The sequence below is a fragment of the Vibrio sp. 1F253 genome (genome assembly GCF_041439295.1).
In the GTDB taxonomy this organism is placed as follows: Bacteria; Pseudomonadota; Gammaproteobacteria; order Enterobacterales; family Vibrionaceae; genus Vibrio; species Vibrio tasmaniensis_A.
In genome coordinates, this window is sequence record NZ_JBGONU010000003.1 from 146,055 (window position 1) to 165,777 (window position 19,723).

Below are 19,723 nucleotides of genomic sequence, written 5' to 3' on the forward strand. Positions count from 1 at the left end.
AAGTTAGACGATAGGTCTACGACGATAGAATAACAGCCCCGGCACCGCCAAGCCAATCGCTAGCCCTGCGATAATGAACATCGACTTTAAGAAGTTCTCCATCAACATGGCGAGCAAATCTGGGTTATACCCTGCTCTGTTTATTTCTACCATAGCGATCATCGCTTTGAACGCAAAGACTCCTGGAACCATCGGAATCAAAGCGGCGACTGTAAAAACTTTTGGGTGTGCTAACAGTTTGTGTGACCAATGAACCCCAATCATCCCCACAATAGTCGCAGCAAAGAACGTCGCCCATTCAATGGGAATGCCAAAATGCATCATTAAGTAACGGCTACCGTGGCCAATTGAGCCTCCAAGCGCGCAATAGATCAACGCTCGTTGTGGTACGTTAAAAACCAATGCAAAGCCGACGGCAGGTATGGCAGCAAAAAACATATCGTTCAGAAGGCCTACCAATAATTCAAAGATAGTCATTAGCTTGCCCACCCCCACACGTCTGAAAGACTCATCGCCGCAACAATGCCTAAGCTTGTTGCCAACGTTAATAAACTAGCCATGGTAAAGCGTGCGAGCCCCATATTAATATGGCCTTTAAGCATATCCGCAACAGAGTTAATTAAAGGGAAACCGGGCACAAGCATCAGCACAGAAGAAGCCATCACGATAGTGGGTTGGCCACCGATGTTATAAAGAACCGCTTGCGCTGAAATAGTTGTCGTAACAAACGCTGTGATAGCAAAGTTTAATAAGGGGTTAAAATGGCGATGACCAATTTCTTGTCTGACGATCATGCCGCAAGCTGAAGCAATAAAAGTCATCATGAAGACTTGCCCGTCTCCGCCCGCAAGGTGGCTGAAAGAGGCGCACGACAACCCTATCATCACAACCACTAACCAACGGTTGTAGCGCTCGGGGCTGATGTTTTGAATCTTTTTATACGCCAAATCATAATCGAGAATTCCCTTCTCCATCATGATGCAAATGCGTTGAATGTCGGTGATAACCTGCATGTTAATGCCACGATCAGCACAGCTTCGAGTAGTCGTTATGCAATGATCATCCATTACTGTTGTCACGACCAACGCATTGGCTGACAGTGCAACTTCAACCTCATTCACCCCACAAGCAATACCGATGCGGCGCATAATATCACCGACCAGTGTGCTCTCGGCGCCGTGTGCCAATAACATTTGTCCTGACTGAGCGACTAACCTTGAGATCGCTCTTTGTTCTGATGCCATGATTTCCTTCCCATAGGCGTAAAGTATCTAGAAACGAATTCTGCATTAAAATTCGATAAGACATAATGATTTAGATACAAAAAAACCGCAATTTTCATTGCGGTTTAGTAATACTATTAGTGTGCTTTAGAAGAAGCGACCAAAGTATTTATAAGAAACTCTGAGACTTAGTCACGAACATAGATAACATGACCGTCATCTTCTTCGTCATCCCAGTCATCCCAATCGTCGTCATCTTCAGTAACGACATTCTTACCGGCCATCGCATCTTTATGGTAGTCATCCCACATAAAGTTAACTTTTTCTTCTTCTTCAATTGCTTCAACTTCACGAGGTAGGTTCTCCATGAACTCACCCAGTTTAAAGCAAAGATCTTTCGTGCCGATCTTGTTTACAGCAGAGATCTTGAAGTACTCGCCTTCCCAACCTAAAGCTTCGACGATTTCTTGAATCTTTTCATCCGCTTCTTCTTCAGGCATTAGATCAACTTTGTTGAATACTAACCAGCGAGGTTTCTGTGCCACTTTTTCGCTGTATTGCTCAAGCTCGTCAATGATCGTCAGTGCATTCTGAATAGGATCAGAACCATCAATCGGCAAAATATCGATCATGTGCAGAAGAACACGACAACGCTCAAGGTGCTTCAAGAAACGAATGCCAAGGCCAGCGCCATCAGCTGCACCTTCAATTAGACCCGGGATATCAGCAACAACGAAGCTCTTTTCAGGGACAACACTAACAACACCTAAGCTAGGGATTAGCGTGGTAAACGGGTAATCAGCAACTTTCGGTTTCGCAGCAGATACTGAGCGAATAAAAGTAGATTTACCAGCGTTTGGCAAGCCAAGCATACCAACATCCGCTAATAGAAGAAGCTCTAAACGTAGTTCGCGAACTTCACCTTTAGTACCCATTGTCTTTTGACGAGGAGCACGGTTAACAGACGACTTAAAACGCGTGTTACCAAGACCGTGCCAACCACCTTTACCAACCATTACTTTCTTGCCATGTTCAGAAACTTCAGCAACGATTTCATTAGTGTGGATATCAACAGCGCGAGTACCTACAGGTACTTTCATGGTCATATCTTTACCACGTTTACCCGTACAGTTACCACCGCGGCCATTTTCGCCACGCTCTGCATTGTAAAAACGTTGGAAACGGTAGTCGATCAGTGTGTTTAAGTTTTCATCCGCTTGGATGTAAACATCACCACCATCACCGCCATCACCGCCGTCAGGACCACCTTTAGCGACGAATTTTTCGCGCCAAAAGCTTACTGTACCATTACCGCCATCACCGGCTTCTATTTTTACTGATGCTTCATCAACGAATTTCATTTTTTAACTCCGCACTTACGTTGCGTTACCACTCATCAAGAAGTGATATAAATTCTAGCAGATCCGTGTTTAGATCGATCACCTAAGATCTAGATCGATCTGCAACCAAGGAACAAATAAGGAGAGGTTCTTTGCTTTCTGTTTCTTAAAAAACAAACGGCTTCTCAAAACTAAACTGTTTATCAAACACCAAATTGCTTCTCAAACTAAAGCCAGAGCGTCTACTTTTTTATTCTCGCTATAAATAAAAAACCCTGCCGAATCGGCAGGGCTTTTGAATTCAGCTTGAAAGCTAGTATAAATAATCTAATAAAAGATTAAATTACTCAGCTTCGATGCTTACAAACTTACGGTTTTTAGGACCTTTTACTGCAAATTTCACTTTACCTTCAGTAAGAGCGAAAAGAGTATGGTCTTTACCGATGCCAACGTTTGTGCCAGCGTGGAACTTAGTACCACGTTGACGAACGATGATGTTACCTGCAAGAACAGATTCACCACCAAAACGCTTAACACCAAGACGTTTGCTTTCTGAATCGCGGCCGTTATTAGTAGAACCGCCAGCTTTTTTATGTGCCATTGTTAAACTCTCCTAATACTTAAGCGTTAATGCCAGTGATTTTCACTTCTGTGAACCACTGACGGTGACCAGCTTGCTTACGCGAGTGCTTACGACGACGGAACTTAACGATTTTTACTTTATCGCCACGACCGTGTTGTACTACTTCTGCAGTAACCTTGCCACCTTCAACAAGAGGTGCACCAACAGCGATTTCTTCGCCGTTAGCAACAAGAAGAACTTTATCAAATTCTACAGTTGCACCAGTTTCAACGTCTAATTTCTCTAAACGAAGTGTTTGACCTTCGCTTACTCGGTGTTGTTTGCCACCAGATTGGAAAACAGCGTACATATTTTACTCCGCTTTTTCCGCACAGCCTATGGTTGTTAATTCTACAACTCGGGTGTGCGCTAAACTAATCAATAGGGCGCAGATTCTACGGGAATCATGCCGCTATGACAAGCCATATTTTTAAAATATTGGCGAAAACATGTTCGCCAAAGAAAAGTGCGGCAATGATGCCTTTAAGTGATGTATTAATCAACGTTTTTTAGTGTATTATTCAACAATTAAATACAACGTATAAGCCTTACAGGGTCTAACTTCAGCCGGATGAACAATGGATTTTAAAGCTATCCAAACGCTTACTGCCAATGATATGGCAAAAGTGAATGAAACAATTCAAGCCCAACTTAATTCTGACGTAAGTTTAATCAACCAGCTTGGTTTTTATATCGTTAGCGGTGGTGGCAAACGCCTACGCCCTTTGCTTGCTCTTTTATCAGCTCGCGCACTTGGTTACCAAGGAGAGGCTCATATAACCTCAGCCGCGTTTATTGAGTTTATCCACACAGCAACACTGCTTCATGACGATGTTGTCGACGAATCAGACATGCGACGTGGCAAAGCGACAGCGAATGCTGCTTTTGGTAATGCAGCTAGCGTTTTGGTTGGTGATTTTATTTACACCCGCTCATTCCAGATGATGACGACGCTTGGATCTTTAAGGATCCTTGAGCTAATGAGCGAATCAGTAAATGTGATTGCCGAGGGTGAAGTTCAACAATTGATGAACTGTAACAACCCAGACACCACAGAAGAAAGCTACATGCAGGTGATCTATTCAAAGACCGCTCGTTTGTTTGAAGCCGCAACCCAAATCGGCGCAATTCTTACAGAGTCTTCACCTGAGATCGAAACTGCGATGCAAAACTACGGTAAGTACCTAGGAACAGCATTCCAGCTTATTGATGATGTGATGGACTACACCGCTGATGGTAAAGAGATGGGTAAAAATGTTGGTGATGACTTAGCAGAAGGCAAACCGACGTTACCATTACTTTACGCTATGCATAATGGCTCGCCAGACCAAGCGAGCATGATTCGTGAAGCGATTGAAAAAGCCAATGGTATGGAACATCTCGACGACATCATGTCTGTCATGAAAGAGACCGGCTCGTTAGAGTACACGACCAATAAAGCCTATGAAGAAGCTGATAAAGCTATTGCTGAGCTTTCTATTCTTCCTGAGTCAGAATACAAGCAGGCTTTAACTACGCTAGCTCACCTTGCAGTAAAACGTAGCAAGTAAATAGACAGCTATATAATAAAAAAGAGCCTGTTGGCTCTTTTTTTGATCCTGCTAGATAATACTCTGGGTCTCAATAACGACTCGATTCTAACGATAGAGGTAGTTGCGCTTCGATCTCTTCAAGTTCTTCCAACGGAACTGCATATTGCTTATGACTATTGTAAGACTCAAACAACGCGAACTGCTCTTGCTCATCGATAACCAATATCTTGCCCAAGCGACCTAGATAGTTAACATTCATCCCTTTTTGTACTCTAGTCATCGTTCAATACCCTAATTCTTCGTGGTTAGAAAAAGATTACGAGTGGATTGAATACAAGGATCAAAAAAGCCGATCGCAATGATCGGCTTTCGTTAACTGTCGTTTTAGCAGAGTTCAGTTATCTATCGCTTATTTAGCGAATTCAACACCAATCTCAATATCGCCATTTAGCGTTTCTAGCATGCTGTCTAGTGCATTGCGTTCGAAGTCGCTCAGTTCACCGTAGCTAAGAATCGCTTCAGCGCCTTCTTTGCCAAGTTTAACTGGTTGTGCGAAGAATGGTGCGTGCTCGCCTTCACCTTCAACGTAGGCACACTCAATCACGTTCTCTTCGCCTTGAAGTGCTTTCACTAGAGCAAGACCGAAGCGACAAGCTGCTTGACCCATAGATAGGGTCGCACTACCGCCACCCGCTTTAGCTTCTACGACTTCAGTACCCGCGTTTTGGATGCGAGTTGTTAGCGCTGCGATTTCTTCGTCAGTAAACTCAACACCTTCAACTTGAGAAAGCAGAGGAAGGATCGTTACACCTGAGTGACCACCGATAACAGAAACACGAATGTCGCCTGGATCTTTATCTTTCAGCTCAGCAACGAACGTTTCAGAACGAATGACATCAAGAGTAGTAATACCGAATAAACGACGCTTGTCGTAAACGCCCGCTTTCTTAAGTACTTCAGCAGCGATTGGCACTGTTGTATTTACTGGGTTAGTAATGATACCAACACAAGCAGTAGGACAAGTAACGGCAATTTTTTCAGCTAGAGACTTAACAATGCCAGCGTTCACATTGAAAAGATCTGCACGATCCATACCAGGTTTACGAGCAACACCCGCAGAAATAAGCACAACATCCGCACCTTCAAGTGCTGGAGTTGGATCTTCACCCGCGTAACCTTTGATCGAAACAGGCGTTGGGATATGGCTAAGATCGGCAGCAACCCCCGGGGTTACCGGAGCGATGTCGTAAAGTGCAAGATCTGAACCAGCAGGCAGGCGGTTCTTTAGTAGTAGGGCTAGGGCTTGACCGATGCCACCAGCGGCACCAATAACAGCTACTTTCATTGTTATTCTCCTTGAGAGCTTTCTCTTATAGATTCTTTGTAGGGTAATTCTTGAGCTAAATTTAAGTTAAAAAACTATATTAATCACAAAGTGATTACAATCAATTAACGCTAGCTTTGCGACTTCGCGCAAGTCAATAAAACCGTGCTACACAGCAAGTTCGCATTATGGCGATAATCATTTGAAATGACAAAACAACTCGTCTTAAATAACACATTATCCTATTAAATTTTTACAGTGATATGACTAACAAATTACCGTGATATTTTGGCGAGAACTGAATATGTATGCGAGAATATGCAAACATCTTTGTTAATGAATAAGAATGACATATGCGCAATACAGAAAAACAAGACAACTTAGTTCGAGCTTTTAAATCACTACTAAAAGAAGAACGTTTTGGTTCGCAAGGCGAGATTGTCGATGCCCTGAAGCATGAAGGCTTTGAAAGTATCAACCAATCTAAAGTTTCGCGTATGTTAACTAAGTTTGGCGCCGTGCGAACACGCAATGCAAAAATGGAGATGGTTTATTGTCTTCCTGCTGAACTTGGTGTTCCGACGGTTTCGAGCTCTTTAAGAGAGTTAGTGTTAGATATTGATCACAACAATGCATTGGTTGTGATACACACTGGCCCTGGTGCCGCGCAGCTTATTGCTCGCTTATTAGATTCATTAGGTAAGTCAGAAGGCATACTGGGGGTAGTTGCTGGAGATGATACTATCTTCATTACTCCAACCTTATCAGTTACCACTAAGCAACTGTTCGATTCTGTATGCGAACTGTTTGAATACGCAGGATAATTGCTCACAGTTTCATAACTATCAGCCATTACTATTGGATCACAAACACCTATTTAGTTCGTGATCCAAATCACATCCTAAGATATCTATCCCGCCTCTCCCAAAAATCACTAACTCATTGATTTTAAAAAACTCAATAGCAAATAAAACACGAGATCCAACCGTCATTTGTTAGATTTTTTCGCTATATCTTTTAACATTTGAGTAATTTTCTGCCAATTTTTGATATTATTCAGCCACTTTTTCATCACATGGATTGAAAAAGGTGCCGTTTCCAAATAGGAAACTCCAGAAACGACTACACTTGTTTCAGGGTTAATAATGAATAAAGGAAGGGAAATTCATGGCATTTACCAAACTGATTAAAGTTGGGGCTATTGCAGCTGCTGTAATGGGCGCTGGCGCAGTTAACGCTCAAGAGTTCATCACAATTGGTACTGGTTCAGTAACGGGTGTTTATTACCCGACTGGTGGTGCAATTTGTAAGCTAGTGAACAAAGGCCGTAAAGACCACAACATTCGTTGTTCTGTCGAGTCTACTGGCGGTTCAATCTACAACGTTAATACCATCCGTGCTGGTGAACTAGATTTCGGTGTTGTTCAATCGGACTGGCAATACCACGGCTACAACGGTACAAGTAAGTTCAAAGACCAAGGCGAATACAAGAAACTTCGTGCTATGTTCTCTCTACATACAGAACCGTTCAACATCATCGCTCGCACCGATGCAGGTATTAACAATGTTTCAGACCTAGCTGGTAAGCGTGTCAACATTGGTAACCCTGGTTCTGGCGACCGTGCAACGATGGGTGTTGTAATGGACTCTATGGGCTGGACTAACGATAGCTTCAAGCTTGCTTCTGAACTGAAAGGTTCTGAGCGTTCACAAGCACTTTGTGATAACAAGATTGATGCATTCATCTACATGGTTGGTCACCCGAACGGATCAATTAAAGAAGCGACAACGTCTTGTGATGCAAAACTGGTTTCTGCAACAGGTCCACAGATCGACAAGATCGTAGCTGAAAACCCATACTACGCATACAGCACAGTACCTGCTGGTATGTACCGCGGTACAGATGCTGACGTAAATAGCTTCGGTGTTGCTGCAACTATGGTAACAACTTCAGACGTTTCGGATGAAGTAGCATACAACGTTGCTAAAGCAGTATTTGAAAACTTCGCAACATTCAAACGTCTGCACCCAGCATTTGCTAACCTGAAAAAAGAAGACATGGTTAAAGCGGGTATCTCTATCCCTCTTCACCCAGGTGCCGCAAAATACTACAAAGAAGTAGGTCTTCTAAAGTAACTCTACTTTAAGCCTACTAAACCAATAAGGAGGCTAGTCCTCCTTATTGGCTTTTCACGTTTTATAAAAATAATTTAAGTGAAAAGAACAACCCTTTAAGTTTCTCCAATTTGGAGGACTTACCTTCGTATCAAGCCTAAGACAAAGACGAACAAAGAACGCATTTCTCTATCCATTCACTACACTAGATAGGAAAGAAATCACGTTTAGTTGTTCGTAACAAAAGGCAGACCATCAATAATAAGGATAAAGTACATGACGCAGACAACATCACCGTCTCCAGATGTGCAAGAAATGGTGGCACAATCAGATACTGGTGCGCGTAGCCCTCGTGGTATCCAAGGCCGTATTTTATGGTTTGTGCCTCTATGTTGGTCACTGTTCCAACTTTGGTATGCATCTCCGCTGCCATTCATTTTTAACTTCGCAATTTTAAACGACACTGAAGCTCGAGCAATTCACCTTACGTTTGCTATTTTCCTAGCCTTTACCGCTTATCCAGCCATGAAGAATTCGCCTAGGGATCGCATCCCAGCCGTCGACTGGATATTAGCGCTTGTAGGTAGCTTTTCAGCTTCTTATATCTATATTTTCTATACTCAACTCGCTGAACGTTCAGGCGCTCCAACAACGTTTGATATTGTTGCAGCGGTATTCGGTATGGTTCTACTGCTTGAAGCAACACGACGCGCTTTAGGTCCACCTCTTATGGTTGTGGCAGCAGTCTTCCTACTTTACACCTTTGGTGGCCCTCACATGCCAGACGTTATTGCCCACAAAGGTGCGAGCCTGAACAAGGCAATGTCGCATCTGTGGTTAACAACAGAAGGTGTGTTCGGTGTTGCTCTTGGCGTATCAACGTCATTCGTATTCTTGTTTGTACTGTTTGGTGCAATGCTTGAGCGCGCGGGTGCAGGTGCTTACTTCATCAAAGTGGCATTCTCTCTGCTTGGCCACATGAAGGGCGGCCCAGCGAAAGCAGCCGTTGTAGCATCTGGTTTATCTGGTCTGGTATCAGGTTCTTCGATTGCTAACGTAGTTACCACAGGTACCTTTACTATCCCGCTAATGAAGCGTGTTGGTTTCCCGGGAACAAAAGCGGGTGCAGTAGAAGTCGCAGCTTCAACCAATGGTCAATTAACACCACCGATCATGGGTGCAGCAGCATTCTTGATGGTTGAGTACGTGGGCATCTCTTACGTAGAAGTAATCAAAGCAGCACTACTGCCCGCTCTGATCTCTTACATCGCCCTGATTTACATTGTTCACTTAGAGGCATGTAAAGCAGGTATGACGGGCTTACCTCGTCGTCACACACCAACTATCGTGCAAAGCCTACTCTCTTTCACTGGTACTATCTTAGGCCTATGCGTCATCAGTGCTGCGGTTTACTACGGTGTCGGCTGGACAAAAGATGTCTTTGGCGCTGCAGCCACACCAATTGTGACTGTTGCTCTATTAGTCTCTTATGTCGCTCTGGTTCGTGTTTCTGCTAAATACGCAGCTGAAGGTGGAATGGAAATCGACGAGAACCTAACAGAAGTACCTGATCCAGGCCCAACGATTAAGTCTGGCCTTCACTTCCTACTGCCTATCGTAGTTCTAGTTTGGTGTTTAACGGTTGAACGTTTCTCTCCAGGTCTATCGGCATTCTGGGCGACCGTGTTCATGATCTTCATTTTGATCACGCAGCGTCCTTTAATGACTCTGATGAACAAATCAGACGATCTCGCAGAACAAACAAAAGCAGGCTTCGTTGATCTAGCAGAGAGCTTAGTTTCAGGCGCACGTAACATGATCGGTATCGGTGTAGCGACAGCTGCAGCAGGTACGGTTGTAGGCGTGGTAACGCTGACAGGTATCGGCCTTGTAATGACCGATTTTGTTGAGTTCATCTCAGGCGGTAGCATCATTCTAATGTTGTTATTCACTGCGGTAATCAGCTTGATCTTAGGTATGGGCTTGCCAACAACGGCGAACTACATCGTTGTATCAACATTGATGGCACCAGTAATTGTTACCTTAGGTGCAGCGCACGGCTTGATCATTCCACTGATTGCGGTTCACTTATTCGTGTTCTACTTCGGTATTCTTGCGGACGATACACCTCCGGTAGGTTTGGCTGCATTTGCGGCCGCTGCGATTGCTAAATCAGACCCGATTCGTACCGGTATTCAAGGTTTTACCTACGATATCCGGACCGCGATATTGCCGTTCATGTTCATCTTCAACACCCAACTACTGTTGATGGGCATTGATTCTTGGTGGCACTTAGCACTGACGATTTTCTCTTCAGTTACTGCGGTACTTATCTTTGCAGCAGCGACACAAGGTTGGTGGTTCACTAAGAACAAGTGGTGGGAAACTATACTGCTTATCGTTCTGACCTTCTCTTTCTTCCGCCCTGGCTTCTGGTGGGACATGATTTATCCAGAGAAAGTTCTTTCACCTGGAGTTGAGATCGCTCAAATCACAGAAAATCTATCTGTGGGACAATCACTTGAATTGAGAGTCGGTGGCGAAAACTTAGAAGGTAACTATTCTGAGAAAACAGTTCGCCTTCCGTTTGAAGATTCTGCGACAACAAGTGAAGACCGCATTGCTTCAATGGGCCTAATGCTGACCCAAGCTGACGATAAGATGATTGTTGATATGGTTGAGTTTGGTAGCCCTGCTGAAGCTGCTGGCATTGACTTTGATTGGGAAATTAAATCCGTTATCCAAGATGCAGAACGACCAATGAAAGAGTGGGTATTCTTACCTGCCCTATTAATTTTGATTGGTTTAGCGATGAACCAAAGAAGGCGTGCTCGTAAGGATGAGATTAGCGCGTAATGGATAGAGCCAAATAGCGCTCTACTCTATTTGGCTTTTTACTACATGGAAAAGATAATTACAGCGCTTGGTATGTACTCGGCGCTGCTCAAAAAGAGACGAATACATGTATAGACAAATCCTTGTTCCCGTTGATCTGAACGACAAAGGCTTTTCTGATAAAGCGGTCGAGCTAGCGGTATGGCACGCGAAACACAGTAATGCTGAGATCCACATTCTGAACGTATTACCGGGCATCCACATGTCGATGGTAGCGTCTTACTTTCCGAAAGATGCAGCAAACCAAATGAAGCTTGATGTTAAAAATCAGCTGAAAGAATTTGCTGATAAGCATATCGACGATGATGTGATCTATAAAGTTCACGTTGCCGAAGGCAAGACCTACACAACGATTCTTGATTGCGCAGAGAAACTAGGGGCAGATCTTATCGTGATGCCTAGTCATAAGCGTTCAAAAATCGACAAGGTTGTACTTGGTTCTGTTGCAAGCAAAGTGGTTCAGAACTCACCAATCAATGTATTGGTAGTTAAGCCGCAAGGCTAAATCACTTAATCGACACAACGATCTAAATCTAAAAAGGTTGGCCTAAAAGCCAACCTTTTTTTATTTTGTGCTTGCACCATTAAATACTTCCAATCAACTCACTAAGTTCTGCGGATTACCTGCAACAAACCCATCAATATTATCGATTAAGATATCAGACAGTTTTTGAATTGAACTGTCGCTGCCCCACGCCACATGTGGTGTTAGCAGTAAATTAGGTAAGTGGCTGTTAGCCAATAGTGGATTCGAATTATCTGCAGGTTCTTGTGTAAACACATCCATGCCCGCACCTGCAATCTCATTACTTTTCAAAGCTTCAACTAAGGCCTGCTCATCGACAAGTCCACCACGGCCAGCATTAATTAATACCGCACTTGATTTCATCATGGTTAGCTCTCGCTCTGAAATCAGATTTCGAGTCGCTTCAGTTAATGGACAATGTAAGCTGATCGCATCCGCTTGCTGTAACACCTTATCAAAAGGTAGATACCCTTCTCGACAAGAATCTGCCCCTTTACGCTCAGTAAAGATGACATTCATACCAATCGCTTTTGCTAATATCGCGGTCGCTTGCCCTAAGCTACCACTCCCTATTAAGCCCAATGTACTGCCTGCAACATCTTGAATCGGATGAGTAAAGAAACAGAATTGTTTGTCCTTTTGCCACTCGCCTGTCTCGATATCTTGATGATAACCAACGAGGTTTCGCTTAAGCGTAAACAGCATCGCGATAACATGTTCAGGTACCGATTGAGTCGCGTAGCCCTGTACGTTAGCCACTGCGATATTGTTACCCTTGCAGTACTCTACATCGACATTGTTCACACCCGTTGCTGAAACAGCTATTAGCTTAAGTTGTTGTGCTTGAGCTAAATTCGATTCGTTGAGCACAACCTTATTGGTAATAACCACATCAGCGTCTTCAACTCGTTCAGACACTTGCTCCGGCGAAGTGAAATCATACTCAACCCATTGATGTTCAAAGCTAAGAGGTTTTAAATGTATTTGAGATGGGATGGTCGCTCGGTCGAGAAAGACCACTTTCAACTTCGGCATTGTACGTCCTTGCATTGGTATTAGTTTAACCATTCTAAGCTTTTAGCTTACTGTAGTCTGGAAGCTCTGGCGCAATTTCAAAGTGCTGTTCGATTTGTGGTGAAGCTTGAGGATAAAAATCACATGGCACGAAAGCTTTGAAAAACTGATTATTAGCCGGATGATAAAAACTCAGTTCACATGCGTGTAAAGCTAACCTATCGCTATAATTAAACGCATCTGGTGTTGCATAAAACTCGTCGCCCACAATTGGATTCCCTAGTTCCATGCAGTGAACACGCAACTGATGAGAGCGACCAGTGATCGGCAGCAATTTCAATAATGTCGTTTGAGGCTCTTGTTGCTCCACGATATATCGAGTCTGTGATGGTTTACCCTCGTCGAAACACACTTTCTGTCTAGGACGATTCGGCCAGTCGCAAATAAGAGGAAGGTCAATCAAACCTTCTGCTTCTTCTACTGAACCCCATACTCGCGCGTAATAAAGTTTGTGTGTCAGTCGATATTGAAACTGCTTCTTCAAATGACGCTCAGCTTGTTTGTGTTTAGCGAGCAGCATCAAGCCCGATGTCGACATGTCTAATCGATGTACGACTTGAATCTCTGGAAATTCGACAACTAACCGACTCCACATACTGTCGTAGTGTTCTGGCAGTCTCCCCGGCACCGAAAGTAGGCCTGCAGGCTTGTTCACCACAAGAATATCATCATCTTGATAGACAATATCAGTCCACGGTTCACGTGGGGGTGTGTACTGTTCTAACGCCATTAGAGCCTCTTAATTACTGGTTGATAAATAATTTATGGTCGACTTGTTTATTAAAAAATACAATTTTAAACACTTTTGTACATAAAAGTTGACGAAACTACAAAACATGGTATTGATAAGGTAACGGAAAATAAGAACTAAGCCTCAAAGGAAAAACGATGGAAAGTACGGCTAAAACCACCTCAACACCAACCTCCGCACCACTTTCAAGCCTGATTAAATCTCTTGGCCCAGGAATCATGATGGCCGCTGCTGCGGTCGGTGGATCTCACTTAGTCGCTTCAACGAAAGCTGGCGCTATTTATGGATGGCAACTAGCCGCACTGATTCTTTTAGTTAACGTATTTAAGTACCCATTCTTTAGAGCCGGCATCCAATATACCCTTGGTACTGGGCAAAGCTTGGTGGAAGGATATTCTAACCTCGGTCGACCTTACCTTGTTATCTTTTCGATACTAAGTGCCATTTCCGCCGTGGTAAATACCGCTGCCTTACTGCTATTCAGTGCAAGCTTACTGAGTTACTTTATTCCTTTTGATTTGGCCACCAGCACATTGTGCATGATCGTTTTAGCGACGTGTTTGATCATTCTATTCGCTGGCCATTATCGCGCGCTCGATACACTGTCTAAAGCGATCATGGCGATCCTGACCATCACAACCTTGGCTGCAGTCGCTATTGCTATCGGCTCTCCAGTTGAACCTGATGCGGCTTTTGTTCCACCATCACCTTGGTCATTGGCAGCTATTGGCTTTATCGTTGTCACTATGGGTTGGATGCCCGCGCCTATCGAGATATCAAGCATCACCTCTATGTGGCTAAAAAGCCAAAAAGAGAAACAAGAAGTGACCGCTCAATCTGCACTGTTCGATTTCAACGTAGGCTACATTGGTACGGCACTGCTTGCTTTGGTATTCGTTGCTTTAGGTGCACTAGTACTTCATGGAACAGGCGTTGAACTGTCTCGCTCTGGTGTTGGCTTCACCCATCAATTGGTCGGCATCTACGCTTCCACGATTGGTGAATGGTCTCGTCCACTGATCGCTCTTATCGCCTTCTTCTGTATCTTTGGCAGTACCATTACCGTTATCGATGGTTACTCACGCGTGCTTGCCGAATCACAGCGCCTGTTATTGAAAAAAGAATCGAGCCCAAAAATGCTGCAAGGCTGGATCATCATTGTCTCTCTCGCGGCACTCGCAATTGTGATGTTCTTCAGCGCAGCACTGATGCCAATGCTTGATTTTGCGATGGTGCTTGCCTTTGCTACTACGCCATTCTTCGCATTGCTTAACTTCATCTTAGTAAGCAAAACGAAGCTTCCTGAAGCGTTGGCGATTGGCACTAAGCTAAAATGGTTGTCTGTGGCAGGCCTTGTTTACCTATTTGGCTTCTTAGCTCTGTTCGTTTGGTGGAAGTGGTTGATGTAATCTGCTCTCCAAATTCTTAGCCAAACTGTTAACCACGCTCTTAACCAAACTACAGATAAAAATAAGGCCTTCGTGATGAAGGCCTTATTTCGTTAAAGCATTTAGCTAATTCAAAACTAGTTGTGAGAAACCACAATCAAGCGTAACGAATCCAGCTGAACTTGAGCTTTGCTGATGTAACCCGTCAGTTCATTGATTTGAGCTTCGATAACCTCTAGCTCTTCATCACGAATGTTAGGGTTGACCGCTTTAAGCGCTTGTAGACGCTCTAGCTCGCCATTCAAGTTGGTTTGCATATCTTTCTGGGCTTGCTGACGAACTTCTTCAACCTTCGGCAGTACATGCGTCTCACCGGCTTCAATTAACTTGTGAATTTCACCCTGTACTGAATTCACCAACTTGCTTGCCAAGTGGCGGTTTACCGGGCTTAGTTGACGGTTAAAGCTATCGAATTCAACCTGAGCAGATAAATCGTTACCACGACCATCCATCATCAAGCGAATCGGAGTCTTAGGTAGGAACTGGCTGATACCGCTACGCTTTGGCGCTTGTGCATCAACAAGGTAAACCAACTCAAGTAGAATCGTACCGACTGGCAGCGCTTTGTTCTTCAATAGAGATACCGCAGACGCACCCACACCTTCGCTCAATAGCAGATCAATACCGCCCTGAATCATTGGGTGTTCCCAGCTAATAAAATTCATGTCTTCACGAGAAAGCGCGGTTTCACGGTCAAACGTAATCGTTGCACCTTCATAAGGTAAGCCTGGGTAGCTTGGCACCATCATGTGTTCAGAAGGTGTCACAACTAGTGCATTTTCACCCTTGTCATCTTGGTTCAGACCAATGGTGTCAAACAGGCTCAGTGCAAAAGAAACTAGGTTAGTATCACCATCGGTAGAAGCAATTTTCTCTGCAATCTCATGGGCTTTATCGCCACCATTTGAATGCATCTCTAGTAGGCGGTCTCGGCCTTTTTCTAGATCCGATTTCAGGCTTTGATTGAGCTTCGCTGATTCTTCAATGACTTCATCAAGCTGCTCAGTGTTACCAGAAGCCAGCATTTCGATCAGTACATCAGAATACTTATCGTAAACCGTGCGACCAGTAGGACAAGTCTCTGCGAATGCATTCAAACCTTCATCGAACCAACGCGCTAGAATCGCTTGCGATGTGCCTTTTAGGTAAGGGACATGAATGTCGATATCTCGAAGTTGACCGATACGGTCCAAACGACCAATACGTTGTTCAAGCAAATCAGGGTTAAACGGAAGATCGAACATCACTAACTGGTTAGCAAACTGGAAGTTACGACCTTCAGAACCGATTTCGCTACAGATAAGAACCTGAGCGCCGCCCTCTTCTTGAGCAAAATAAGCCGCAGCTTTATCACGCTCTAGAATCGACATGCCTTCGTGGAATACCGTTGCACGCACGCCTTCACGCTCACGCAGTGCTTGCTCTAATTGCAAAGCAGTACTCGCACGCGACGCGATCACTAGGATCTTCTCGCTGCGCTTGTCTTGAATCTTTTCAATCAACCAGTTCACACGAGAATCGAACTGCCACCAGCTTGAATCTTCACCTTCAAACTCTTGGAAGATCTCTTCTGGGTACAGCATCTTCATTGCACGAGCTTCGGGAGCCATCTTGCCACCGATCATGCCAGATACACGCATTGAGGTTGTGTACTGCGTTGGAATTTCCATCGGCAGTAGGTTTACATTACGCTTAGGGAAGCCTTTGATTGCAGCACGTGTATTTCTGAAAAGAACACGGCCTGTACCATGGCGATCCATAAGGTTATCAATCAATTCTTGGCGAGCTAACGCTTGCTCTTCTTCGCTGCTATCACCTTCAATCACACGGAACAGAGGCTCAACATCTTGCTCAGAGAGCAGTTCCGTAATCTGGTTCTTCGCGCTGTTTTCAAGCTTCACGCCGGAGAACAATGCCGTTACTGCATCAGCAACCGGTGCGTATTGGTCTTCTTCTTCAACGAATGCTTCGTAATCGTAGAAGCGATCAGGATCAAGCAGACGCAGACGTGCAAAGTGGCTCTCACGACCTAGTTGTTCAGGCGTTGCTGTTAGTAGTAGCACACCAGACGTATTTTCCGCTAAGCCTTCAACCACTTGGTATTCACGACTTGGTTTGTCTTGGCTCCACTCAAGGTGATGCGCTTCATCGACAACCAACAAGTCCCACTCGCCTTCAAGTGCTTGCTCGTAGCGCTTACGGCTCTTACGTAGGAAGTCCAAAGAACACAGAACGTACTGCTGGGTATCAAACGGGTTGTCCGATTCAGCAAACGCTTCAATACAGCGCTCTTCGTCAAAGATAGAGAAATGCAGATTGAAACGACGCATCATCTCTACTAACCACTGGTGCTGTAGAGTTTCAGGAACCACAATCAGAATACGTTCAGCACGGCCAGACAACACCTGTTGGTGGATGATCATGCCCGCTTCAATGGTTTTACCTAGGCCAACCTCATCAGCCAGTAAAACGCGCGGAGCGTGACGACGACCCACTTCATGAGCGATGTATAACTGGTGAGGGATCAAGCCAGCACGCATACCACACAAGCCACGCATAGGGCTCTTGTGTTGTTGGTACTGGTTGCTCAGCGCGCGGTAACGCAACACAAAGTTATCCATACGGTCGATTTGACCTGCGTACAGCTTGTCTTGTGGCTTGTTAAAGCGGATCTGGTTGCTTAAGAAGATTTCACGCAGAGTGACTTCTGTTTCTTGGGTATCTTCGCGAGTACCTAAGTAAGTCAGCAGACCTTTGTCTTCGATAACTTCCTCGACAGACAGAGACCAACCTTCTTGGCATTCGATGACATCGCCTACATTAAACGTTACTCGGGTTACGGGAGCATCAGTACGTGCATAAACACGGTTTTCTTCTGACGCTGCAAACATTAGTGTCACTGTGCGAGCATCCATTGCTACAACGGTACCTAAACCTAAATCGCTCTCCGTATCGCTTATCCAGCGTTGCCCCAAAGCAAATGTCATGAATCGACTACCTCAATCTTATAGTTGGAATTTGGTCTTCTTAACTGCAGTTTCAAACAAGAACGTTATCCGCTCCTGAACTAAAAATATAGCCAAAAATGTCTAGTTTGCAGCCACTTTTTAAGTGCGCTCTCAATAATAAATATCTCGAGAAAATGGTGCAGAAAAAGGTCGCTAATCTTACTCGATGCTGTGATTTAGGTCACGCCTAAAGGAGATGATTTCATGCTTTTTTTCTGTTTTCGCCAGTGCAATCAAACTGTCAAAAATTCATGGTTAATCTATAGGTAGCAGATTGCTGCTCTCAAACGAACACGCGATATTTACTCGTAACGATATGGCGTTGTTCCTCTAGATGAAGTTTAGGTGAGTAGTTGACTATCACCAGAATCAGATACTAATCTTTATATGAGCTTTATCTACGTTCAATGAATGCAAGGCAAGCCGCACGTCGGCAAGGAGATGCTATGGGCGAGACCAACCGGAAGCTATTTGTTTTAGACACCAATATCCTACTTCACGAACCCTTCGCTATATTTTCTTTCCAAGAGCACGATGTCGTTATCCCCATGACAGTGCTAGAAGAACTCGACAGAATCAAAGACAGTAAAAGAGACGTTGCTCGAGATGCAAGAATTGCGATTCGAACGCTCGAAGACCTGTTCAGGGAAGCTACACCAGATCAAATATCGGAAGGCATCCCTTTTTCTAAAGACATAAACGCCTCTGGCAGTATTTCAATACTCGCAGATTACGAACTTCAAGAAAGCATCAAGGCCTTCGCCGACGACAAAGCAAGCGATAACCGAATCCTCAACGCTGTCCTCTATCTTCAAAATAAACGCGCACCACGCGAAGTGGTTCTCATCACCAAAGACATCAATATGCGTTTGCGAGCAAAAGGCGCTGGTGTCCGTTTTGTTGAAGATTATCAAACCGACCAACTGATTGATGATATCCAATACCTCACTAAAGGCTTCCAACAACTGGAAGGCTCATTTTGGGATGGTATCGACAATGTCGAGAGCAGAAGTTTAGGCGGAAAGACGCTACACACCTTAGCAAGAGCACCTTTCGAACCTACGTTCCTCAACCAATATGTGATTGACGAAGAGAGTGACTTTGCCGCTCGAGTCGAGGAGATTGAGCCGGAAAGCATTACCCTGAGAGACCTCAGTCGTGAAAGGCTAATGAATCGCAGGGCATGGGACATCACACCAAAAAACGTCTATCAGGGCATGGCGATTGATGCGCTGCTCGACCCTGATATTGATCTGGTGATTCTCACTGGTGCAGCGGGTAGTGGTAAGACGCTGTTAGCCATGGCTGCTGCACTTGAACAAACCATTGAGCGTAAACAGTTCGATAAGATCATCGTAACCCGCAACACCCCTGATATTGGTGAATCGATAGGTTTCCTTCCGGGTACAGAGGAAGAGAAGATGTTGCCTTGGTTAGCCGCAGTGACCGATACACTGGAAGCGCTGCACAAGAACGACCACTGCACAGAAGGCTCGATGAAGTACATTTGTGACAAAGCCAATATCCAGTTCAAATCAATCAACTTCATGCGTGGCCGCTCGATTCAGAATGCATTTGTGCTTTTGGATGAGTGTCAGAACCTCACCGCTTCGCAGATCAAAACCATCATCACCCGTTGTGGTGAAGGTACTAAGATCGTCTGCTCAGGTAACTTAGCGCAGATAGATTCTTCTTACCTAACCCCTGTGACTTCAGGCTTAACCTACATGGTTGAGCGTTTTAAAAACTTCGAAGGCAGTGCCAACATCCACCTCAATGGTGTGGTGCGTAGCCGACTGGCTGAGTTTGCGGAAGAGAACATGTAATAGCTTTTTTGCTCTTACTCATCATTCACCCAAAAACAA

General features: G+C 44.5%; 17 protein-coding genes. 7 read left to right on the plus strand and 10 right to left on the minus strand.

The window, feature by feature from the left end; all coding sequences use genetic code 11:
- Window positions 1–3 precede the first annotated feature (3 nt).
- The 5 genes from ACED28_RS02815 to rplU form a co-directional block, all read right to left on the minus strand.
- Window positions 4–477 carry a threonine/serine exporter family protein gene (locus tag ACED28_RS02815; protein WP_371709228.1) on the minus strand — a complete coding sequence of 158 codons (474 nt, stop codon included), beginning with the start codon at window positions 475–477 and terminating at the stop codon, window positions 4–6.
- Window positions 477–1,244 carry a threonine/serine exporter ThrE family protein gene (locus ACED28_RS02820; RefSeq protein WP_269335457.1) on the minus strand — a complete coding sequence of 256 codons (768 nt, stop codon included), beginning with the start codon at window positions 1,242–1,244 and terminating at the stop codon, window positions 477–479. The genes ACED28_RS02815 and ACED28_RS02820 overlap by 1 nt, the downstream gene beginning before the upstream one ends.
- Before the next feature lie 167 nt (window positions 1,245–1,411).
- Complete coding sequence (gene cgtA, locus ACED28_RS02825; protein WP_371709229.1) at window positions 1,412–2,584, minus strand: Obg family GTPase CgtA; 1,173 nt, start codon at window positions 2,582–2,584, stop codon at window positions 1,412–1,414.
- 322 nt (window positions 2,585–2,906) lie between these two features.
- Window positions 2,907–3,164: a 50S ribosomal protein L27 gene (gene rpmA, locus ACED28_RS02830; RefSeq protein WP_004735905.1), complete on the minus strand. Its 258-nt coding sequence runs from the start codon at window positions 3,162–3,164 to the stop codon at window positions 2,907–2,909.
- Window positions 3,165–3,183: 19 nt separating this feature from the next.
- Window positions 3,184–3,495, minus strand: a complete 312-nt coding sequence (rplU, locus tag ACED28_RS02835) for a 50S ribosomal protein L21 (protein WP_004740823.1) — start codon at window positions 3,493–3,495, stop codon at window positions 3,184–3,186.
- 268 nt (window positions 3,496–3,763) lie between these two features.
- Between rplU and ispB the strand changes: the two genes are divergently transcribed.
- The gene (ispB, locus tag ACED28_RS02840) at window positions 3,764–4,735 is read left to right on the plus strand and encodes an octaprenyl diphosphate synthase (protein WP_371709230.1); all 972 of its coding nucleotides are present in this window, start codon (window positions 3,764–3,766) and stop codon (window positions 4,733–4,735) included.
- A 70-nt stretch (window positions 4,736–4,805) separates the two neighbouring features.
- Here the strand turns inward: ispB and ACED28_RS02845 are convergent, their stop codons facing one another.
- On the minus strand, window positions 4,806–4,997 hold the full coding sequence (locus ACED28_RS02845) for a hypothetical protein (protein WP_009847833.1): 192 nt from the start codon (window positions 4,995–4,997) through the stop codon (window positions 4,806–4,808).
- Between the two features lie 129 nt (window positions 4,998–5,126).
- Window positions 5,127–6,062 (minus strand): malate dehydrogenase, encoded by a 936-nt coding sequence (gene mdh / locus ACED28_RS02850; RefSeq protein WP_371709231.1) that lies wholly within the window; start codon window positions 6,060–6,062, stop codon window positions 5,127–5,129.
- 332 nt (window positions 6,063–6,394) lie between these two features.
- Here mdh and argR point away from each other — a divergent pair, with 332 nt between their 5' ends.
- The 4 genes from argR (at window position 6,395) to ACED28_RS02870 (ending at window position 11,556) form a co-directional block, all read left to right on the plus strand.
- Window positions 6,395–6,865 (plus strand): transcriptional regulator ArgR, encoded by a 471-nt coding sequence (gene argR, locus ACED28_RS02855; RefSeq protein ID WP_004735909.1) that lies wholly within the window; start codon window positions 6,395–6,397, stop codon window positions 6,863–6,865.
- 343 nt (window positions 6,866–7,208) lie between these two features.
- A complete protein-coding gene (locus ACED28_RS02860) occupies window positions 7,209–8,177 on the plus strand; it encodes a TAXI family TRAP transporter solute-binding subunit (RefSeq protein ID WP_009847835.1) in 969 nt (322 codons plus the stop codon).
- Window positions 8,178–8,432: 255 nt separating this feature from the next.
- The gene (locus ACED28_RS02865; protein ID WP_009847836.1) at window positions 8,433–11,012 is read left to right on the plus strand and encodes a TRAP transporter permease; all 2,580 of its coding nucleotides are present in this window, start codon (window positions 8,433–8,435) and stop codon (window positions 11,010–11,012) included.
- Between the two features lie 106 nt (window positions 11,013–11,118).
- Window positions 11,119–11,556, plus strand: a complete 438-nt coding sequence (locus ACED28_RS02870; protein WP_029222921.1) for a universal stress protein — start codon at window positions 11,119–11,121, stop codon at window positions 11,554–11,556.
- Window positions 11,557–11,649: 93 nt separating this feature from the next.
- Here the strand turns inward: ACED28_RS02870 and ACED28_RS02875 are convergent, their stop codons facing one another.
- On the minus strand, window positions 11,650–12,612 hold the full coding sequence (locus ACED28_RS02875; RefSeq protein ID WP_371709232.1) for a D-2-hydroxyacid dehydrogenase: 963 nt from the start codon (window positions 12,610–12,612) through the stop codon (window positions 11,650–11,652).
- Window positions 12,613–12,646: 34 nt separating this feature from the next.
- Window positions 12,647–13,381 carry a bifunctional tRNA pseudouridine(32) synthase/23S rRNA pseudouridine(746) synthase RluA gene (gene rluA / locus ACED28_RS02880; protein ID WP_371709233.1) on the minus strand — a complete coding sequence of 245 codons (735 nt, stop codon included), beginning with the start codon at window positions 13,379–13,381 and terminating at the stop codon, window positions 12,647–12,649.
- 158 nt (window positions 13,382–13,539) lie between these two features.
- On the opposite strand from rluA, the gene ACED28_RS02885 reads away from it, so the two are divergent.
- On the plus strand, window positions 13,540–14,811 hold the full coding sequence (locus ACED28_RS02885; protein ID WP_371709234.1) for an NRAMP family divalent metal transporter: 1,272 nt from the start codon (window positions 13,540–13,542) through the stop codon (window positions 14,809–14,811).
- 116 nt (window positions 14,812–14,927) lie between these two features.
- Here the strand turns inward: ACED28_RS02885 and rapA are convergent, their stop codons facing one another.
- Entirely contained in the window at window positions 14,928–17,837 is a 2,910-nt protein-coding gene (gene rapA / locus ACED28_RS02890; protein ID WP_371709235.1) for an RNA polymerase-associated protein RapA, read from the minus strand.
- A 467-nt stretch (window positions 17,838–18,304) separates the two neighbouring features.
- Here rapA and ACED28_RS02895 point away from each other — a divergent pair, with 467 nt between their 5' ends.
- Window positions 18,305–19,684, plus strand: coding sequence for a PhoH family protein (locus ACED28_RS02895; protein ID WP_371709236.1), 1,380 nt, complete (start codon window positions 18,305–18,307; stop codon window positions 19,682–19,684).
- Window positions 19,685–19,723 lie beyond the last annotated feature (39 nt).